This is a genomic window from Terribacillus saccharophilus (assembly GCF_000725365.1).
Lineage (GTDB): Bacteria > Bacillota > Bacilli > Bacillales > Amphibacillaceae > Terribacillus > Terribacillus saccharophilus.
In genome coordinates this window covers 1,039,338-1,057,925 of sequence record NZ_CP008876.1, presented here as the reverse complement: position 1 = coordinate 1,057,925, position 18,588 = coordinate 1,039,338, and the positions used below count along the sequence as shown (strand labels likewise).

Below are 18,588 nucleotides of genomic sequence, written 5' to 3'. Positions count from 1 at the left end.
AGTTGTTAGCTTTATTCCGAAGCATAATATGCTTCTGCCGCTTTGGCTGCCTGTTTACGTAATACTGAAAATGGCATACTGCCTTTCTCCCTTTTAAGCTTCACGAGCAGCTGCTGCCACACTTCCTCTTCCCTGATGCTGTCCAGCAGTTCATGTCCTTCCCATGTCAGACCATAAATGAGCAGTTCCTCTTCTTCCTCTTCCTCATCTAAAACAATGTCTAACTTTATTAACTTTGCTTCTTTCATCAGCTGCAGGTGATAATTCATTTCTTCCTCGGAATACTCATCTTCCTCTGTTACTTCCAGTGCGAAACCTCCCTCAGTGAATTCTGCTTCAATATCCAATAAGAGACTCCTGATAAGAGACATATCCCGTTTCAATAGCATCACCTCTATCCATTATTTCTGTCTTTGAATCGATTTTCCTTCAAGAAAAAAAGACTCCCTATACATAGAAGTCTTTTTTCACTATTATCGTAGCTCTAAAAGTATTTCATCTGTCGTATATTGTGTCTCTCTTCCTCTTACCTGCAATGATACCAACTCCCCTTCACGCCATGCTGGAGCAGCAATCGGAAGAGATGCTTGATAATCCTGACTATTTGTTCGAATCACATAATGTCTTTCTGTTCCTTGGAACTGGCTTATGATAACTTCTCCTTTTAACCCGTCTGCATCTGCCGGTAACAGCTGCCATTCCTCCGGTCTGACAGGGAAGAGCTGCTTTTGTTTCAGCTGTACTGATACACCATTATCCTGCCAGCTTAACTGACTGCCTGCAGGAATAAAATGATTGCCATTCCATGTGCCTTCTACTAAATTTGCCTTTCCAACAAATGTAGCCACAAAAGGAGTTTTTGGATTCTGATAGATGGTTTCTGGAGTATCAGCTTGTTCAATCTGACCCTGCTGCATGACAAGCACTCGATCAGCCATTGCCAGCGCCTCTCCTTGATCATGTGTAACATAAATGATAGTGGCACCGAGCTTTTTATGGATCTGCTTGATTTCCTTTCGCATACTGATACGCAATTCTGCATCTAAAGCACTTAAAGGTTCATCCATGAGCAGAATATCCGTTTCCGGTGCTATTGCCCTCGCTAATGCTACACGCTGCTGCTGTCCACCTGATAATGCTGCAGGATATCTCTCTCGAAAAGCTTCCATCCCGACAAGCTGCAACACCTCCGTTATTCTTGCTGCTTGTTCTTCAGCCGTTCGTTTCTGTGAAAAACGATGATTTTTCAAAGCAAAGCGGATATGTTCCTCTACCGTCATATGAGGCCAAAGGGCAAAAGATTGAAAAACCATGCCTATATTACGATTTTCCGGCTTGCTGCTATGCTTAGAATTAGCTACTTCCGTATCGCCAAATCGTATTGTTCCAGCAGTGGGCTTCATGAAACCAGCAAGCATTCGCAGCAATGTTGTTTTTCCGCAGCCAGACGGACCAAGAATAGCGAGGAACTCGCCTTTTTGAATCGTCAAATCTACCTGACTTAGTGCTGCAGTTTTCCCGTAATGTTTTTCTAATCCCTGCAATGTAATCATGCTTTACTCCCCCTTTGTTTGCCTTTGCGCTGCACAATGAGATATGTAAGTCCTCCGAGAAGAATTGCCAAGACAATCACTGATGAGAAAGCTGTCGAGTACGTGCTGTAACCAGCTTGTTCAAAACTGAAAATAATTACTCCGACTGTCTCGGCACCGCTGGACCAAAGCATACTGGAGACAGTCAGCTCTGTCAGCGAAGTTAGGAAAACAAGTAACGCACCACTTAGAACTCCCGGCAGAATAAGCGGCAGCAGAATTTGTTTCCATCTTGTAAAAAGATTAGCACCATTCGTCCGCGCAGCCTCCTCCATCCGAGCGTCCAGCTGCGAGAAAGCAGTATAACTGCCCCGGAATTGCAGAACAAAGAATCGCGTAATATAAGCAATCAAAAGAATAGCAGGTGTGCCATATACACCTGGATACCAGCCCGGCAATGGCTGCATCCACATCAAAATGATGCACAGCGCCAATACTGTTCCAGGAAGTGCGTAAGGCATCGTAATAATCGCTTCTAATACCTTCGGAAATCTACCTTGTTTGTAAGAGCGGTAATAAGCAAATAAAGTGCCGAAAACAAGACATACAATCGCGGTGATGAGCCCTAATAAAAGACTATTACCTAACGATCGAATCACCTTTTCATCCTCAAATAAAATATAGCGATAATTTTCAAAGGATAAATTCTCCCATGTCAAATCGATACCATATGCCCGAACGAGACTGACTGTACCCATTGCCAAGAATGGCACAAGGCTTGTACCTAACAGAAAAATCCAGAGAACTGTCTGCAGAATCCTCCGCTGACTTGATGGCAGCTGGATGCGTGGCTCATTATCTGGCACAGTTGTTTCTGTAACCTTGCTTCTTCTTAAAAGCCATACTTGTATCAGCGTAGCAGCAACAGCAACGATACCAAGCAACACAGAAAGAACAGCTGCCCGACTGAAGGCACTCGGCCCATATCCAATGACTTGCTCATAGATGTATGTACTCAGTACCCGAATGTTTGCCGGTATCCCAAGAAAAGCTGGCACACCGAAATTATCCAGATTAGATAAGAAAGCAAGCAGTGCCCCGCTGCATATACCCGGCAATGCCATCGGCAAAATCACTTTTCTCCAGCTTGTGATACGTGATGCTCCTGCCACCATCGCAGCCAGTTCTGCATCACGTGGAATTCTGCGGAACACTTGTACTGTCATCAAATAGACAAGCGGGTAATGTGAAATACCAAGTACAAATATGATACCGCCGACACTGTATAAATTAGGAATAAGCCAATCAGGCAATCCTTTAAGCGGACCGGAACTGCTGAAAAACTGCACCCAAGCGAGTGTCGTAATATACGACGGAATGATAAAAGGCAAATAGATGAACAACTGCATAGCAGACTTACCACGAACATCCGTATATGCCATGATGGCAGCCATCATTAAGCCAAGAATCACGGACAAGACAGTACTGCCAAGGACAATATAAATTGTGTTCCAAAGTGTTCTCCACGTAACAGACTCCTTGAGCACCTCTGAATAAGCACCGAAAGAGATAGTCTCTCCAGAGGTGAAACTCATTAGAAGCAGCCTGAGAATCGGCAATAGGAAAAAGAAGAAAAGAATCAGCGTTCCGACTAAAGCTGGAAGCTTGCGGAGGGCGATATGCCTGCCTTTATCCAGCTGCCTTGATTTCATGGTTAGTTGCATGGGTTGCCCTCCTTTTGCTTATTTACCGAACATGTCCTCGAATTGCTGTTTGTCTTTATTACGAGATGTATACAGTGCCTCAGTATCGGCCTGTAACACTTTCATTTCATCGTATGTCTTCAAACCTTCTGGCGCATCGATTCCATCCCGTATCGGAGTATATCCCAGCTCCGCTGCTAGCTTTTGCCCTTCCTCAGATAAAACATAATCTACGAATGCTTCTGCTGCTGCACTATTATCGGTATCCTTCGTGATCCCGATCGGTTCAGTAATGACAGGTACACCCTCTTCTGGATAAACGAGCTCAACTGGAGATCCATCCGTCTTTGCCCTGGCAGCAAGATAGTCAACTATCACACCATACTGCTTGTCACCTGAAGCAACCGATTTGAGTACATCACCATTTCCTTTTACAACTGATGTTTCCTGATTCTTGAGCTTTTCATAGAATTCCCATCCAAAATCATCCTGTCTGGTCAATACACCAAGATTATATGCGGCAGCACCAGAGTACAGCGGACTAGGCATGACTGTTTGAGCCTTTGCATCAGCTTCAGTCAATGCACTCCAGCTAGTTGGTACATCACCTGCATCGGTATTGGCTACGATTCCTGTCGCCATGATTTTCGTACCTGTATAATAATGATCTGCATCTTCGAATTCATCCGGGACGGCATCCAATTCTCCTGACTCATAGGCCTGCAGCATATCCTGTTCTTTCAGATCCTCAAATGTCACACTGTCTGCCACGAGCAGGACGTCTGCTTGCACATCACCCGCCATTTTCTCCGCATTCAGCTTGGATATTACCTCTTCAGTACCAGAACGGTAGGTTTCCACTTCGACTTCCGGGTAGCGTTTTTCAAAGCCCTCTACCAATTTCTGAGCATCAGCATCCGGCTGGGATGTATAGAAGCTGAGCGTACCGGCAATTTCTCCGTCTGAAGCATTTGCACTGGTTTCAGCGTCCTCTTGTCCGCATGCTGTTAGTGCAAACAATGCAGTGCCCACGATACCTGCCATCCATTTTCTTTTCATCCCAATCTCTCCCTTTACTCTGATGTATTTGTCTCCATAGATTTGAACCAGCGTTCTACTTGTTCTTGTTTCCGCTTATAATTTGTTCGCAATTCAATCGGTGAAACGGTTATGTATCCTTCTTTCAATAAAAGATACTCGCGTGCCGGTTCAAAATCCGTTAGTTCCAACAGCTGATCCTTCAGCCAGTAATATACTTCCCCGTGCGGATCATGCAGGCCAACAAAGCGATATCGCGATACACTCATGTCCATTGGAATGACTTGTATCCCTTTGAACTCCCGTTTATCGATATTTGGCAAATTGACATTAAGTAAGCCTACGGATTTCGATCTATGCTGAAGCAGTACTTCGGCAACCTGATAAAACAGCGTCTTGACCTTGGAATAGTTTACATGGCGAGGCGAACTGCTGTTTAAGCTGACTGAAGCTGACGGTATTTGATGGAGGGAAGCTTCTATCGCCGCTGACATGGTACCAGAATGATATATGTCACGTCCCAGATTAGGACCAAGATTGATCCCAGAAAAAAGGAAGTCCGGTTTTTCTGGCAGCAGTACTTCCACACCAAGCTTTACACAATCAGCTGGTGACCCGTTAAGGCTCCAAGCTCCAGCAACACCTGGAAAATGGTACATCTCCTTCACACGAACAGGCTGACGCAAAGTAATAGATTGACTAACAGCGCTATACTCCTGGTCTGGACAAACAACATATACTTCACCAAAATGCTGCAGTGTCTCGATCATTGCCTCTGCACCTGGAGAGAAAATTCCGTCGTCATTGGTAACCATTATTTTCATGTGACGCCCTCCTTTACTTGCCCATAGCCACCCAAATAGCTGTCAGCTGTGTTAGGCACAACTCTTTTCAAAGGGGCATTCCAGGGAAGCATTAACGAAAAATAAATATCTTTCACAGCATAACTCCTTTCATTTGTTCCTATATTGTTAACTGTACAAGCTGATTGTGAAGCTAGTGTTTAAGTTTTTGTGAAGATATGTTTAATTGTTGTAAAAGAATGAAAATTGTTTTTGACAGCTTTCTCTCTATCAAAACAACGTTTATCATTCACTTAGCCAAACCAAAAGTAAATAATTTACATTTTATACACAAATTGATGTTGAGTTGTAAAAATTGAATATCGCAAATATATAAATAGCATCATCTTACTGGGTTTTTAAAGCAGATACTTTTTACCTAATTTTCGTTAGAAGTCAGCTAATAAAATGCAGATTATACTAAATTGCCACAAAATTTTAATGGTATATTCGATTTAATTCATATACATTCGCTATTTCCTATGAGACAATGGGTTTAGAAACATAAATATACTAGGTTAGGAAGTGGGTTCGATGCTCTACAGAATTGTCCGAGAAGCGAACGGAACGAAAACCTACCTAAAACATTCCAGTTCAACTTCAGAAATGCTGTTTCAAAGTGAAACGGAAGCAACAGATCTGATGCAGAAGCTTAATTCACAGACAAATAGCGATGTCCGGTGGTCGGTTCAAGCTAGTATAGAATAAAAGCCATATCCTAGTGGATATGGCTTTTTCTTTTACGTATTTACACTAAATCCTTCTGTAACTATCTTTTGAAAAAGAGGATTAATTATTTGTCTTTCGGTTCCTTTTAGATGATTCTCTATAAAGGATTGTTCTTTTGCGAGCAGCTGAAGGATTGCAGCAGCCGCTTTCTGATGACCTGCTGGAGTGACGTTTTCCAGGATTATATTAAACTCGTTGTATATAGAAGAAGGCAGTAGCTACTCGGCTCGTTTTAGACCAAGTTGTGCTCGATCAGGAGCATAATGATGCAAAAGCATCCTGGACAGCGGATCAGTAACTTGCTGAAGCATAGCTGCTGCCCATGCACTATTTTCTTTCAAAGCAGCTTTGCGATACTGGAATAAGAACCATGTCAGATCTATTATCTGGTTTCCGTATTCTTCATCTGTCATCGTAAGCTTTTGGGTTCCTTTGAATTGATCCAGCAATTGATCCGGATCATAAAGAACTCTAAAATGGTCACTTTGTTTGAAAGTCTTTTCAGTAACGGTGAACAAATCCACATGAAGGAAGTCATTATAAACAATAATCAACTGTGGCGCGATAATAAATAGCTCCTCGCTGTATAAAACATCTTTGTATTTGGAAAGCAAGGGCAATCTCTTTGCCAGGAAGTTATTCAAGTTATGCTCTTCTACGAGACAATATAAATCTATATCAGAGTATGGGTCCTGTTCTCCTCTCCCAAATGATCCTTTCACAAATACCGCATTAACCTCTTTTTCATTCGCTAAAATATCTACTAGACTATCAAGTGCTGCTTGATGCATCAAGCTCCCTCCTTTTTCCATTTATTCCTCTCACTTTACACTAAATAAAAAGAAACTCCAACACTCGTTAGAAGTGTTAGAGTTTCTTTTAGTTCAAATATGGTATTGGGTTCACTGCATTTGATTTACTGCCGTTCCATGGACCTGTGTGCAATTCGAAATGAAGATGCTGTCCTTGGGACATGCCTGTATTCCCCATTGTACCGATCTGCTGTCCTTGGGACACACGCTGACCAGCACTTACTTGCATAGACGTCAAGTGAGCATATACCGTCGTGTATGTTTTCCCGTCAATAGAATGGCTCACAAAGATTACATTTCCGTAGCTGGAAGAATAGTAGGCTTGTGACACAGTTCCAGAAGCTGCAGCCCAAATCGGTACATTTGATCCGCGCTTAGCAATATCAATTCCGTAATGGAATGTACCCCATCTTGGTCCAAAACCAGAAGTAATGCTGCCTGGTGCCGGAGTAATGAAATCACCACTGGAAGCAGGAGCTTTAGTTGGTTGCTGCTCCTGTTTAGGTGCTGGTTTTGCCTGCTGTTTCGGCGCAGATGAAGCAGAATTAGAAGCCGTTGATTTTGATTCAACTGTTTGCTTTTTCGTAGCTGTTTCTTGCTTCGGCTCTTGTTTTACTGCCGGCTTGCTAGCAGCAGATGCAGCAGCTTTTTCTTCTTCTTTTTCTGCTTTGGCAGCTGCTTCTTTCTCAGCCGCTGCTACTCTAGCAGCTTCTTCCTGTTTCTCTTGCTCAGCACGCTGACGCTCTTCTTCCTTACGTGCTTCTTCCTCTGCCTTTTGCTTATCACGGTAAGCAACCTCTGCAGCAATAGCATCTTCTTGTGCAGCAAGCAATGCAGATTCCTCGCTAAGACTTACAAGCTCTTCAGAAGTCAGATCATATTCTTTCATAACATCTGCGATCAGCTTGTCCTTCTCTTCCTGCTGGTCCGTCAAGGTTTGCTTTGTCTCTTCTAAGACATCCGCCTGTTTCTCAACACGAACAAGCTTTGTTTGACGTTCTGATTTCTTAGATTCAACATCTGCCAGATCCTGCTGCTGGGCTTCCATCAATTCTTGATCAGCTCCCATGATAGTGCTTACGGCATCAACACGGTTAAGGAAGTCCGAAAAACTCTTCGATTCCATAATAACATCCAAGTATTTTACCTGACCGCCGCTTTTCTGCAAAGAATGGATCCGATCCTTAAGCAAACCGTGACGCTCTTCAATCCGGACCTCCAAGTCAGCAATCTCACTTTTCAATGTATCAATGTCTGTTTCCAAACTGGAAATCTCTGACTCTGTATCTGCTAGCTTTGTATTCGTTTCACCGATTTTGCCATCGATTTTCTCTAACTCAGCGCGGAGTTTCTCAGCAGCAGCTTGCAGGTCATCCTGCTTCTTTGTCTTTTTTGATTGCTGCTCTTCGTTCTCCGATTTCTTCCGTTCGACTTCATCTCTTTGTTCATCTAAATCTTCATAGGCATAAGCAACATTACTAGATACCGGCAAGACAAGTGCAGCAGTTCCGATCACTGCAGCCAAACCAATATGCAGCCATTTTTTTCTCAAATCTGTTCCCCCTGTGAATCTATTTATAGTTTTCATAGCCCTAGTTTGATTAATCTGTAATGAAATAGAAAATAAAGTAATCTCCGGAAACAGTATACTATACGAAAGTGTGACAAAACATTACAATAATGTTTCAAATTCACCGCTAATAGAAATGAATGGTACATCTTCCTGTAGAAAATGAAAAAAGCATGCACAATAACTGTGCATGCTTTCTATAAAACAAATAATACGATAAATGACACGATATAGATGAATGCTAATAATATCCCCAAAATCAAGAAAGGTACCCTCATCTGCTTACTTTTTACAGCTCCATAGAACAAGAGCCCGACAGTAAGCAAGGCCACCGCCAAGATCAGAATCAAACGCACGCTTGGTGGCATGATACAGCATCTCCTTACAAAAAATAATCTATTTTTTTATTATAACACGATAGAAAGGCACACTGCTTTGATTTATGTCCATTCTTTAACAATAGCCATCAATTCTGATAACTCTTCTATCCTGTAGCTATGCAAACCTACTTATACGAAAAGGTTTCATATCCACTGTCAATTCCTTCTCCATTGCCATCTCACTTAAGGTTTCCCCTACCGCACTGGCAAATTTGAATCCATGACCGGAAAAACCGAGAGCATACATAACTTCTGGGTGCTCCGGATGATAATCAATAATAAAATCTTCATCAGGAGTCATACTGTACATGCATGTTTTCCCTTCTCGAAGCCGAAATGTTCCGCTACCCATGAACCGAGATAGGAAGCTTTGCAGCTCTTCAGCGTCTCCATCATGGAAAGGGGCGCCCTTTTGATCTGGATGTATCGGCAAGCCGGTGTCATGGCGTCCGATTTTTAATCCTGTTCCGTTAATATCAGGAAACCCATAATAAGTACCTATATCTGTGTCAAAGCTAAAGCAAGGGAATTTATCTTCATGGAAGGTTGCATCGGCATGCAGCCAAGCGAATGTCTTCCGAGTTACTGTAATCGGTATCTGCAGCCCGAGCTGCGACAATATTTCTGCACCCCATGCTCCTGCTGTGACAATCAGCTTCTTTCCTCTATGTATCCCATCTTTAGTCTTAACTTCAACATTACCCTTCTTTATTTGTACCTCTTCCACACGCTGACCACCTGCAAGTACGGCTCCATGTGATACTGCAAGGTCTGCGTATCCATTTAAAATCGGATCCGTTCGCAAATAACCTGCATCTTTTTCATAAGCTCCCATATAATCAGCTGGTGTGGTCAAACCCGACCAACGCTTTTTCATTTGATTTGATGTAAGTTCTTCTACGTGAAGATCATATTTTTCCCCGCTCTTAAGGACATTTTGTATAAATGGACTCGATTCAGGACCGCAGTTCAATACTCCTGTTTCAATAAAAATGTCCCTTCCGAGCTTCTGCTCTAAATCCTTCCACAATTCTCTAGCTCGGAGAGCGAACGGCACATAAGCTTCACCTTCGCCATAGGCATGACGAATGATCCTCGTTTCTCCATGGTGGCTGCCATGGTCATGAGGAGGGTGATAGCTATCCAGCATTAACACTTTCCGACCTTCCTTTGCCAGATGGTAACCTGCACTCATCCCCATTGATCCGGCTCCTAGAATAATAATGTCATATAGCATGCTTTCACCTCGTCTTTTCAATAAATTAAGCATATCGAAAGAGGAGTTGGCGGACAACCTATAGAATTATAATAGTTCCAGAAAAAAGACTGTATTTTACCTAGTATAAAGGATGCGATTATGTGCCATTATACTGGAAGTATTAGAAATTCACGGTAGTAGAGAAAACCTATGGAGAAGGAGTGCTTAGAAAATGGATTCCCAATTGGACAAAGCTATCCAATATATTGATAAAACCCTTGCGGAAGGTCTTTTTGATCCAATGTCACGACAGGAAATGTTGGAAACGAAACAAAGGCTGGAGCGAGCTGCAAATCAGGAGAAAAGTCCCTAAAACGGCTTTAAATCAGCTTTCAAGGACTTACTGACACTGGTTGAATTTACAGAAACTATCCATTATAGTTATTTCTGTCATTATTTTACCTTAGTCAGGAGCGATTTTTTTATGGAACCACAACAAAGAGACCAACAAAGCAATGGTCAAATGAGAATTATGCAATGGGTATGGACAATAGTATTGACAGGTATTCCGATTGTCAATATCATCATGCTAATTATTTGGGCAGCTGACCGTGCCAATCCAAGAAGGAACTTTGCCATTGCCACATTTATCGTAATGGCCGCAGTTATTGTCATTTATTTCATTTTCTTTATCATTTTCATGATCATCGGTGTATCCCTTATTCCAGACACAGATCCAACGTATTCCGACACTTACTATTATTGATAACTTGTCAGAATGTTAGCAATTCTACTGCTAGACTTCTAAAATCTGCGAAAATATCATATGATAGAGGTTGCAGACAATAATAGAGGAGTTTTTAGTCGTGACAGTACTTACGAAAACCGAAAGTCTGGATAAAGTTCTTGCTGAGATGAACATGCGTTCTAAGAAGAAGCGTGCTCGCAAGAAATTCATCAAGCAGGCAATTCAGCAGCTGGCATCTGAAAACGAAACAGCTGTAGCGGAAACGCCGCTAGTCGAGAAAAAAGCAGCATATGCTTATGATAAGCTTCCTGTAGGATTCATGATTAAGATCGGAAAACAGCATTTCTCTGAGGAAGCTATCTTCCGTTTCTATTACAATCAGAACCATCCTCAGGAGTATAAAAACAAAGAATTGCTGACAGAACGTTTCCAGACATTAGTGGAAGCAGCATCTGGTTCAACCAAGACTAGTTTGATCGAAGCTCTTGATCAACAGACTTCCAAATAAAAATGACCGCTCAAGTTTTTGCTTGGGCGGTTATTTTTGTATCGTACTGTCAATTTGAATACTTTTCAAAGCCTGGCTCGCGAGTTGATCCGCTTCTTTATTCTTCTTTCTATCCACATGGTCATATTGCACCGTTAAACCGATTTCCTTTACCAGATCATCTACTTTGTCTGCCCAGTATTTCAGTTCTTTTTCATAAACTGGCCACTCATCCGACATCTGATTGACGACGGTACGGGAATCTGTGAATACCTCGATCTCCTGCTCTTTCACTCCTAGTTCCGATAAAACACCTATGGCAAAATGCAGTGCTGCATATTCTGCTTCATTATTTGAGATAAGCTGCTCCATCTCCTGATTACGGCGAAGACGGTATTCTTTTTGATTTTGTTCATAATGAATAACACAGCCTAGTCCGCCTTTACCTGTTCCTTTATCAAAGCCCCCATCCACATACACGCGGACATTATGCGGCTCTGTTACAAGTTCCTTCATGTAGTTGCGCAATTCTTTTATTGACCATTCTGTCTCATATTGATCCAAGATCTCTATTTGAGGTATTCTTCCGTTTTGCTGCATATCTTCCATTAGTAAAAGCACAGCACCTGGCGGTAAATAATCAGATAAGAATTCCGCATCCGTCCCTTTAGGTGTGCGATATGTCATCTTCATACGTAGTTTCACTTTGTCACCCCTCTCTTCTATTCTACCCCATTTCTTTATATTTTTATTTTTTGAATAAAAACCTTTGCTTTGTTTTCTGAATTATTGTATAGTACCAAAGGGCGAACGAAATAAAAGACACCATCAAAAATAATTCGTCTTTAGAGGGGTATAAACATGGAAAATGTATTTGATTACGAAGATATTCAATTAATTCCCGCAAAATGCGTAGTAGATAGCCGTTCAGAATGTGATACGACTGCTACACTTGGAAACCATACATTCCGTCTGCCAGTCGTACCGGCAAACATGCAGACAATCATTGACGAAAATATTGCCACTTATTTGGCTGAAAATAATTATTTCTATGTGATGCATCGCTTTGAACCAGAAACAAGAGAAGCATTCATCCAAAAAATGCAGGAACAAAATCTGATTGCCTCCATTAGTGTTGGCGTTAAAGAAGAAGAATATGGTTTCGTTGAAGGACTCGCAAGCAAAGCTTTGGTACCCGAATTTATTACGATTGATATCGCACACGGTCATTCCAATGCTGTTATCCGTATGATTCAACATATTAAAAAGCATTTGCCAGAGAGCTTCGTTATTGCTGGAAACGTCGGTACACCTGAAGCAGTTAGAGAGCTTGAGAACGCCGGTGCGGACGCAACAAAAGTAGGAATCGGGCCAGGTAAAGTTTGTATTACAAAGATCAAAACAGGTTTTGGAACTGGCGGCTGGCAGCTGGCAGCATTACGCTGGTGTGCAAAAGCAGCAAGCAAGCCAATCATCGCTGATGGCGGTATCCGGACACACGGCGACATTGCCAAATCAGTACGCTTTGGAGCATCAATGGTTATGATCGGCTCCTTGTTCGCCGGCCATGAGGAATCTCCTGGTGAGACAGTAGAAAAAGACGGCAAGCTTTTCAAAGAATATTTCGGTTCTGCATCTGAGTTCCAAAAAGGTGAAAAACGTAACGTTGAAGGTAAGAAAATGTTCGTTGAGCACAAAGGATCTCTTCAAGATACTTTGACAGAAATGGAACAAGATCTTCAGTCTTCCATCTCTTATGCTGGTGGTACGAAATTAGAAGCAATCCGTAACGTTGATTATGTTGTTGTAAAAAACAGCATCTTTAATGGCGATAAAGTATATTGATAAAAAGGCTGTCGAAGTAATTTCGACAGCCCTTTTTCATTTAATCAGAAAGTTTGGTCATCAGTTTGCTTTCTGTTCTTTCTTGATGTTAACAATTTTAACTATTCTAATAGCGGTAGATATGATCATCACAAGAGACATGATAATGAATAATACAAACAATAACCTGTCCCTACTAAGATCATCAAAGATAGTATAGGTTACAAGTAGGTATACTGCCCATGTGCTAATTATCTTTAAAATAAGATTAACAAAGTCAGATTCAAACATACTGCACCCCCATGTTCGAACATTCAGATATATAACTCATTATAACATATCCTCACTATATAAAAGACGCCGCGCAGCGTATCTGCCTTCTTCATACTAAAACAAATCCCTCAAACTGATAATCATTCTCATTGACTTTTTCCCTTGCTTTCTGGTAGCTTTAAAGGAGAACAAGTTTATGAGGAGGCAATCCTATGTTTGTCAATCAAGTTATTTTCGAAGGTGCAGTCGATGCCCAAGATAAAATTATAAATAAAGTGAAGCATACGATGGAGGAGCTGACTGATGTAGCTGGATTGCATTCAGCCGAATGCTGGAACAAAGATACAAAAAAAAGTGATACAGTTGCTTATGCCATCGTAACGAAGTGGGATCAAAAAGCTGATTTCGTAGCATGGATCTCCCGAGAATCACATGTTGCAGAGCACCGTGCTATGCGCAAAGAGAAAAAAGACAAAGATCAAGCGCCAGTTATGACGAAAACACTGTTGCAATACGAAGAAGCAAGCTTCGCGTAATACTAAACCCCCTCTGCCTAAGCAGAGGGGGTTTCTTTATGCTCTTTTGATGGTGAAGGTAAAGCTGTGATCTCCATCAGAAGTTAGCGTATGCTCCGGATGTACTGGTGCTCCCCAGCTATCATCGCCACCTACACCCATCTGTTTTCCAGAAACAGTCAGCACCGTATAGTGTACTGGAGGCAATTCATAAGCATGATTTGCTTGCTCGATTTCCCATGCTGTGTGCGGAGAAGCATTGCATGTAATCGGCTTATCATCAGAATGAAGCTCTATACCGCTTCCTTTTACATCAGTGAGCTTCAGCCAGCGCACTCCAGTCCTTGTGCCCGATTCCTGTGGTCGGACATATGCAGTACCATTTGTTTCAACAGTATTCTGGAAGCGGCAGAGTCTCGCTCCTTTATTTCTGTCTGCATAGTTTTCTTCCGGACCTTGGGCAAACCATTCCAGATTGCTATATGCTGCAGAAGTACGGAAAGTGAGAGCAAATGTCGGCAGATCGGGTAAATCTTCTGCTCCTTGGTACACTGCTTTCACACGTATAGCACCATCTGGGAACACAGAATAGATTGTCTGTACCTGTAGCTTTTCTGCTATGGAAAATGTATAGCTGAATGTCACATCCACTTGCTCTGTCCCGATATCCAAAGCTACATCCGTACACTTCCTCGCTACACTGGCTGCCAGCCAGACCCCGGCAGTATAGCTTTGCTGGTATCCATTATCATTATCTGTGCTTGCACGCCAGAATGTTGGATGAGGCGGTGTCTCAATCAGTTCCTCTCCGTCATAACAAAGCGACGTCAAACTGCCAGCAGCTTTAGAGAATTGAACGCTGAAATCATCACCATGTACGCCGATGTTCACATCACCTTCGACTACGCGGAGTTTACCGGTAGCTTTCGGGGTTTCTGCTTTACTTTCCCAAGCATATTGTCCAAATGCAATCTCGTATCCTGCATCTGCCCATAATGCTGCTTCACGCAGTCTCATGCCAGCATCGATTGTATATGTTCCTGGTTCAGCTAAAACGCTTGCTGGAATACCTATTTCGTATTCTGCTTGTTGACCAGCTGGAACACTCTGTTCCATGCTCTGTTCATAACAGCTTTCCCCTTCTCTTCGCACTGTCAATACCAACTCATAAGCACTTGTATCAGCAAAGAGATTTTCATTGCGCACCACTATCTTTTTATCATCTATATCCAACTTAATATTCTGATAAAGATATTTCACTTCCTGCATTTTCGGAGAAAGTTTACGATCAGCAAAGACGATGCCATTTGTACAGAAAATATAATCCGACGGTCGGTCATGGAAGTCACCGCCGTAAGCCAAAAATTCCTGGCCGTATCGATTCTTTTTCAGTAATGCCTGATCCATATAATCCCAGATAAAACCGCCTTGGTACATCGGATAGGCATTTTCCAAATCGGTATATTTGTACATTCCGCCCAATGAGTTGTTCATTGCATGGGAATATTCACAGCTGATAAATGGTTTCTCCGGATCATTTTCAAGATACTCTATGATGTCATCAACTTTGGCATACATGCGGCTTTCCATGTCGCTTGCTTCATCATACTCTCGTGCGTGGAACACACCCTCGTAATGGACAAGCCTGCTCGGGTCCTTTTCTCTGAAGTAGTTCGCCACATTGACGATGACTTCCCCAGCATATGATTCGTTACCGCAGGACCAGATTAGAATTGACGGGTGGTTTTTATCCCGTTCCAACATGGATACAGCACGGTCCATTACGATATCTTGCCACTCAGGCAAATTGCCCGGGACGTTCCAGGAAGGCTCCACCTGTCCAAGCTTCTGCCAGGAACCATGCGATTCCAGGTTCATCTCATCGATAACATACAAACCATACTCATCACATAACTCATACCACCGAGTTTGGTTCGGGTAATGAGAAGTACGAACAGCATTGATATTATGCTGCTTCATCGCTTTGATATCCCACAGCATATCTTCTTCGGTAACGACCCTTCCTGATCGTGCATTGAATTCATGGCGATTGACACCTTTGAAAACAACGCGCTTACCGTTCAGACACATCACTTTGTCTATCATCTCGAAACGGCGGAAGCCAACGGTCTGCGGAATGACTTCGACAAGCTGTCCTTCCTCATTGAAAACCTGCAGGTAAAGAGAATATAGATTAGGATTCTCCGCACTCCATAGTTGTGGTGTATCAACATCGAACGCAACGACAGCTGTCTTGTCTTGGAACAAACCTTCCGCTTCCTGCACCAAGCTACCATGTTTGTCATATAGACTTCCTGTTAGCTTCGCACCCGCTGGTATTGTCTCTTGGAATAGCATCGCTGCTTTCAAAGAACCTTTCGAATACGTATCATCTAACCTTGCTTGTACAGACAGATCAAAAACATGAAGCTCTGGTGTTGTATACAGATACACATCGCGGAAAATACCAGAGAAGCGCCAGAAATCCTGGTCTTCCAGCCAGCTGCCTGTACTGCGCTGATATACTTCTACTGCCAATTTGTTCTCACCAGGCTGGAGGTATGCTGTCAGGTCGAACGCAGCTGGTGTAAAACTATCCTCGCTATAGCCGACAAATTGTCCATTAAGCCAAACGTAGAAAGCAGACTCCACACCTTGGAACGAGATATACAATGGCATGTTTTCCATGTGCTTCGGCACGGTAAAATGTTTCACATAGCTGCCGACAGCATTATCCTCCATCGGCACTTGAGGCGGTCGGATATCATGAATACCATCCCATGGATACATCGTGTTCACATATTGAGGTGTCCCATACCCCTCCAGCTGCATATGGGCTGGAACAGAGATGGAATCCCAGCGGCTGCAGTCGTATGCTGAATCGTAGAATTCTGCAGGTCGAGCAGCAGGATTCTGCGCGTAATGGAACTTCCACTTACCATTCAAGCTCTGGCGCCAAGGCATATCCTTCTTTACCTTAGCCTGTTCCAGAGTTTCAAAGTACACATGATCGGAATGAGCCGGCACACGATTCACCGCGAACACACTCGTATCCGAAAGCCAATCCAAACTTGCAGTTACCTTTGTATTGATTGTCATAATCTCTTCCTCCCTCTTTATCTGTTACTTCACGGAACCCATCATTCCTGCTACGAAATGCTTCTGCATAAAGAAGAATATAATCGCTGTTGGCAATGTAGCAATAACAATCGCCATCATGATCATGCCGTAATCCGGCGAGTAGCTGGAACCAAGATTCGAAATGAGCAATGGTATCGTTTGGTTTTCAGGTGATTGCAAGACAACTAGCGGCCAGAGATAGTTATTCCAGCTGGCCATGAATGTGATAATGGCTGCAGCTGCATATGTTGTCTTCATCGTCGGTACATATATTCGGAAAAAGATGCCCAGCTCCTTCAAGCCATCAATTCGACCTGCTTCCAAAATTTCCTTTGGAAACATCTTTGTACTTTGACGGAAGAAGAAAATCAGAAATGCCGTGGTGATGGTTGGCAGGACAACCGCCGATAAAGTATCAATTCCGATAAACGGCAATATCGGTGTGAAGCTACCAAACATACGGAACAAAGGCACCATCAAGGCAGCAAATGGAATCATCATGGACAGCAGCAAGATATTGAATACGATATCTTTCGCTTTGCTGCGGTAAATTTCAAATCCATATCCTGCCAAAGATGCTATCAGCAAACTAAGGACGGTTGTAGCAACTGCAATAATGGCAGAGTTCGTTAATGCGGGTACCAAATCAACTGTTTGGAGCAGGTTCTTAAAGTTCTCAATAAAATGTCCACCCGGCAGCAATTTCCCCCTTGTTACGTCAGAAGATGTGTTTGTCATGCTGACAACCATCCAGTAAAACGGGAAAATAGAAATGATCGCACAGATGCTAAGGAACAGATAACCGATTACTTTGTTGGATGATTTCATTTCTTATCGCCTCCCGCTTTGAATTGTATGATTGAGAAGATAACGATCAGGATTACGATGGCATAGGATACAGTAGCAGCGTAACCAAAGTCAGGCGTATATTTAAAGGACAAGTTATAGATATATTGGGAAATAGTCATCGTTGAGTTCCCAGGTCCGCCGGCTGTTATGTTCATGACCTCATCAAACAATTGCAGTGTTCCGATAGTCGATGTGATGGATGTAAATAATATGATTGGCTTCAGCATCGGAATCGTTATTTTGAAGAACTGCTGAATAGCAGAAGCACCATCAATTTTTGCTGCTTCATAAATGGATTGATCCACGTTTTGAAGAGCAGATAGATAAAAGATCATATTGTAGCCAGTCCATCTCCATGTGATTGCCAGAATGATAGTAATTTTCGCCCAAAACGGATCTGTCAGCCACTGGACAGGCTCAGAGACAAGATTGATTTTCATTAGCGTCATATTCACAATGCCATCTGGTGCAAATAAATACTTGAACACAACTGAATAGGCAACAAGAGACGTTACACACGGTAAGAAAATGGCGGTACGGAAAAATCCTTTCCATTTCAGTGTCTTATTGTTCAGTACTACTGATAGGAATAAAGCCAGTAAAATCATAACTGGTACTTGGATGATTAAATAGATGACCGTATTCTTTACCGTTGTCAGAAACACAGGATCCTGGAATAGACGGATATAGTTTTCGAATCCGACGAACGACAGATTTACGCCGGTGCCAGATTGGAACGACATTATCAATGCCTGCACCATCGGGAAGAAATAGAATATTCCAATTAGCAGTGAGGCTACAGCTACGAATGACCAGCCAATCAATGTATTTTTTAGTCGGAGGGAACGTGCTGGGCGCGGTGCTGGTTTTTTAGCAAGTTTTTCCGGTCCTAGTTTTTCAGGGATGTTCATAAGTTTGGGCTCCTTTCGAAAGAAGCCCCGGGAGGCAGCATGTGTTCGCGGCATCCC

At 42.6% G+C, this 18,588-nt stretch carries 19 protein-coding genes; 6 read left to right on the top strand and 13 right to left on the bottom strand.

Features of this window, described 5'->3' with window-relative positions; all coding sequences use genetic code 11:
- Positions 1-11 precede the first annotated feature (11 nt).
- The 5 genes from GZ22_RS05415 to surE all read right to left on the bottom strand — a co-directional run bounded on the left by GZ22_RS05415 (position 12) and on the right by surE (position 5,097).
- Positions 12-371 (bottom strand): DUF2513 domain-containing protein, encoded by a 360-nt coding sequence (locus GZ22_RS05415; RefSeq protein WP_281176683.1) that lies wholly within the window; start codon positions 369-371, stop codon positions 12-14.
- A 102-nt stretch (positions 372-473) separates the two neighbouring features.
- Positions 474-1,553, bottom strand: a complete 1,080-nt coding sequence (locus GZ22_RS05410) for an ABC transporter ATP-binding protein (RefSeq protein WP_051748066.1) — start codon at positions 1,551-1,553, stop codon at positions 474-476.
- Positions 1,550-3,256 carry an ABC transporter permease gene (locus GZ22_RS05405; protein WP_084160657.1) on the bottom strand — a complete coding sequence of 569 codons (1,707 nt, stop codon included), beginning with the start codon at positions 3,254-3,256 and terminating at the stop codon, positions 1,550-1,552. The genes GZ22_RS05410 and GZ22_RS05405 overlap by 4 nt, the downstream gene beginning before the upstream one ends.
- A gap of 18 nt (positions 3,257-3,274) precedes the next feature.
- Complete coding sequence (locus GZ22_RS05400) at positions 3,275-4,294, bottom strand: ABC transporter substrate-binding protein (protein WP_038559589.1); 1,020 nt, start codon at positions 4,292-4,294, stop codon at positions 3,275-3,277.
- 14 nt (positions 4,295-4,308) lie between these two features.
- Positions 4,309-5,097, bottom strand: a complete 789-nt coding sequence (gene surE, locus GZ22_RS05395; RefSeq protein ID WP_038559585.1) for a 5'/3'-nucleotidase SurE — start codon at positions 5,095-5,097, stop codon at positions 4,309-4,311.
- 552 nt (positions 5,098-5,649) lie between these two features.
- On the opposite strand from surE, the gene GZ22_RS18580 reads away from it, so the two are divergent.
- Positions 5,650-5,823, top strand: a complete 174-nt coding sequence (locus GZ22_RS18580) for a hypothetical protein (RefSeq protein WP_164072040.1) — start codon at positions 5,650-5,652, stop codon at positions 5,821-5,823.
- 239 nt (positions 5,824-6,062) lie between these two features.
- On the opposite strand, the gene GZ22_RS05390 is transcribed toward GZ22_RS18580, so the two are convergent.
- The 4 genes from GZ22_RS05390 to solA form a co-directional block, all read right to left on the bottom strand.
- Positions 6,063-6,635, bottom strand: coding sequence for a nucleotidyltransferase domain-containing protein (locus GZ22_RS05390; protein WP_051748064.1), 573 nt, complete (start codon positions 6,633-6,635; stop codon positions 6,063-6,065).
- An 88-nt stretch (positions 6,636-6,723) separates the two neighbouring features.
- The gene (locus GZ22_RS05385; RefSeq protein ID WP_038559582.1) at positions 6,724-8,208 is read right to left on the bottom strand and encodes a murein hydrolase activator EnvC family protein; all 1,485 of its coding nucleotides are present in this window, start codon (positions 8,206-8,208) and stop codon (positions 6,724-6,726) included.
- Positions 8,209-8,423: 215 nt separating this feature from the next.
- Complete coding sequence (locus GZ22_RS18575) at positions 8,424-8,594, bottom strand: hypothetical protein (protein ID WP_164072038.1); 171 nt, start codon at positions 8,592-8,594, stop codon at positions 8,424-8,426.
- Positions 8,595-8,721: 127 nt separating this feature from the next.
- Positions 8,722-9,843 carry an N-methyl-L-tryptophan oxidase gene (solA, locus tag GZ22_RS05380; protein WP_038559578.1) on the bottom strand — a complete coding sequence of 374 codons (1,122 nt, stop codon included), beginning with the start codon at positions 9,841-9,843 and terminating at the stop codon, positions 8,722-8,724.
- Positions 9,844-10,036: 193 nt separating this feature from the next.
- Between solA and GZ22_RS18570 the strand changes: the two genes are divergently transcribed.
- The 3 genes from GZ22_RS18570 (at position 10,037) to GZ22_RS05370 (ending at position 11,060) form a co-directional block, all read left to right on the top strand.
- Entirely contained in the window at positions 10,037-10,177 is a 141-nt protein-coding gene (locus GZ22_RS18570) for a hypothetical protein (RefSeq protein WP_164072036.1), read from the top strand.
- 111 nt (positions 10,178-10,288) lie between these two features.
- Positions 10,289-10,570: a hypothetical protein gene (locus tag GZ22_RS05375; protein ID WP_038559575.1), complete on the top strand. Its 282-nt coding sequence runs from the start codon at positions 10,289-10,291 to the stop codon at positions 10,568-10,570.
- A gap of 100 nt (positions 10,571-10,670) precedes the next feature.
- Positions 10,671-11,060, top strand: a complete 390-nt coding sequence (locus GZ22_RS05370) for a hypothetical protein (protein ID WP_038559572.1) — start codon at positions 10,671-10,673, stop codon at positions 11,058-11,060.
- Between the two features lie 30 nt (positions 11,061-11,090).
- Here GZ22_RS05370 and GZ22_RS05365 read toward each other — a convergent pair whose 3' ends face one another.
- Positions 11,091-11,744 carry a reverse transcriptase-like protein gene (locus tag GZ22_RS05365; protein ID WP_038559569.1) on the bottom strand — a complete coding sequence of 218 codons (654 nt, stop codon included), beginning with the start codon at positions 11,742-11,744 and terminating at the stop codon, positions 11,091-11,093.
- 156 nt (positions 11,745-11,900) lie between these two features.
- Between GZ22_RS05365 and guaC the strand changes: the two genes are divergently transcribed.
- Entirely contained in the window at positions 11,901-12,884 is a 984-nt protein-coding gene (gene guaC, locus GZ22_RS05360; protein ID WP_038559566.1) for a GMP reductase, read from the top strand.
- A 464-nt stretch (positions 12,885-13,348) separates the two neighbouring features.
- Positions 13,349-13,672 carry an antibiotic biosynthesis monooxygenase gene (locus tag GZ22_RS05350; protein ID WP_038559560.1) on the top strand — a complete coding sequence of 108 codons (324 nt, stop codon included), beginning with the start codon at positions 13,349-13,351 and terminating at the stop codon, positions 13,670-13,672.
- A 36-nt stretch (positions 13,673-13,708) separates the two neighbouring features.
- Here GZ22_RS05350 and lacZ read toward each other — a convergent pair whose 3' ends face one another.
- The 3 genes from lacZ to GZ22_RS05335 are packed head-to-tail and all read right to left on the bottom strand — an operon-like array spanning position 13,709 to position 18,531.
- Positions 13,709-16,750 (bottom strand): beta-galactosidase, LacZ type, encoded by a 3,042-nt coding sequence (lacZ, locus tag GZ22_RS05345; RefSeq protein WP_038559557.1) that lies wholly within the window; start codon positions 16,748-16,750, stop codon positions 13,709-13,711.
- A 24-nt stretch (positions 16,751-16,774) separates the two neighbouring features.
- The gene (locus GZ22_RS05340; RefSeq protein WP_038559554.1) at positions 16,775-17,599 is read right to left on the bottom strand and encodes a carbohydrate ABC transporter permease; all 825 of its coding nucleotides are present in this window, start codon (positions 17,597-17,599) and stop codon (positions 16,775-16,777) included.
- Positions 17,596-18,531, bottom strand: a complete 936-nt coding sequence (locus GZ22_RS05335) for a carbohydrate ABC transporter permease (protein ID WP_038559551.1) — start codon at positions 18,529-18,531, stop codon at positions 17,596-17,598. The genes GZ22_RS05340 and GZ22_RS05335 overlap by 4 nt, the downstream gene beginning before the upstream one ends.
- Positions 18,532-18,588 lie beyond the last annotated feature (57 nt).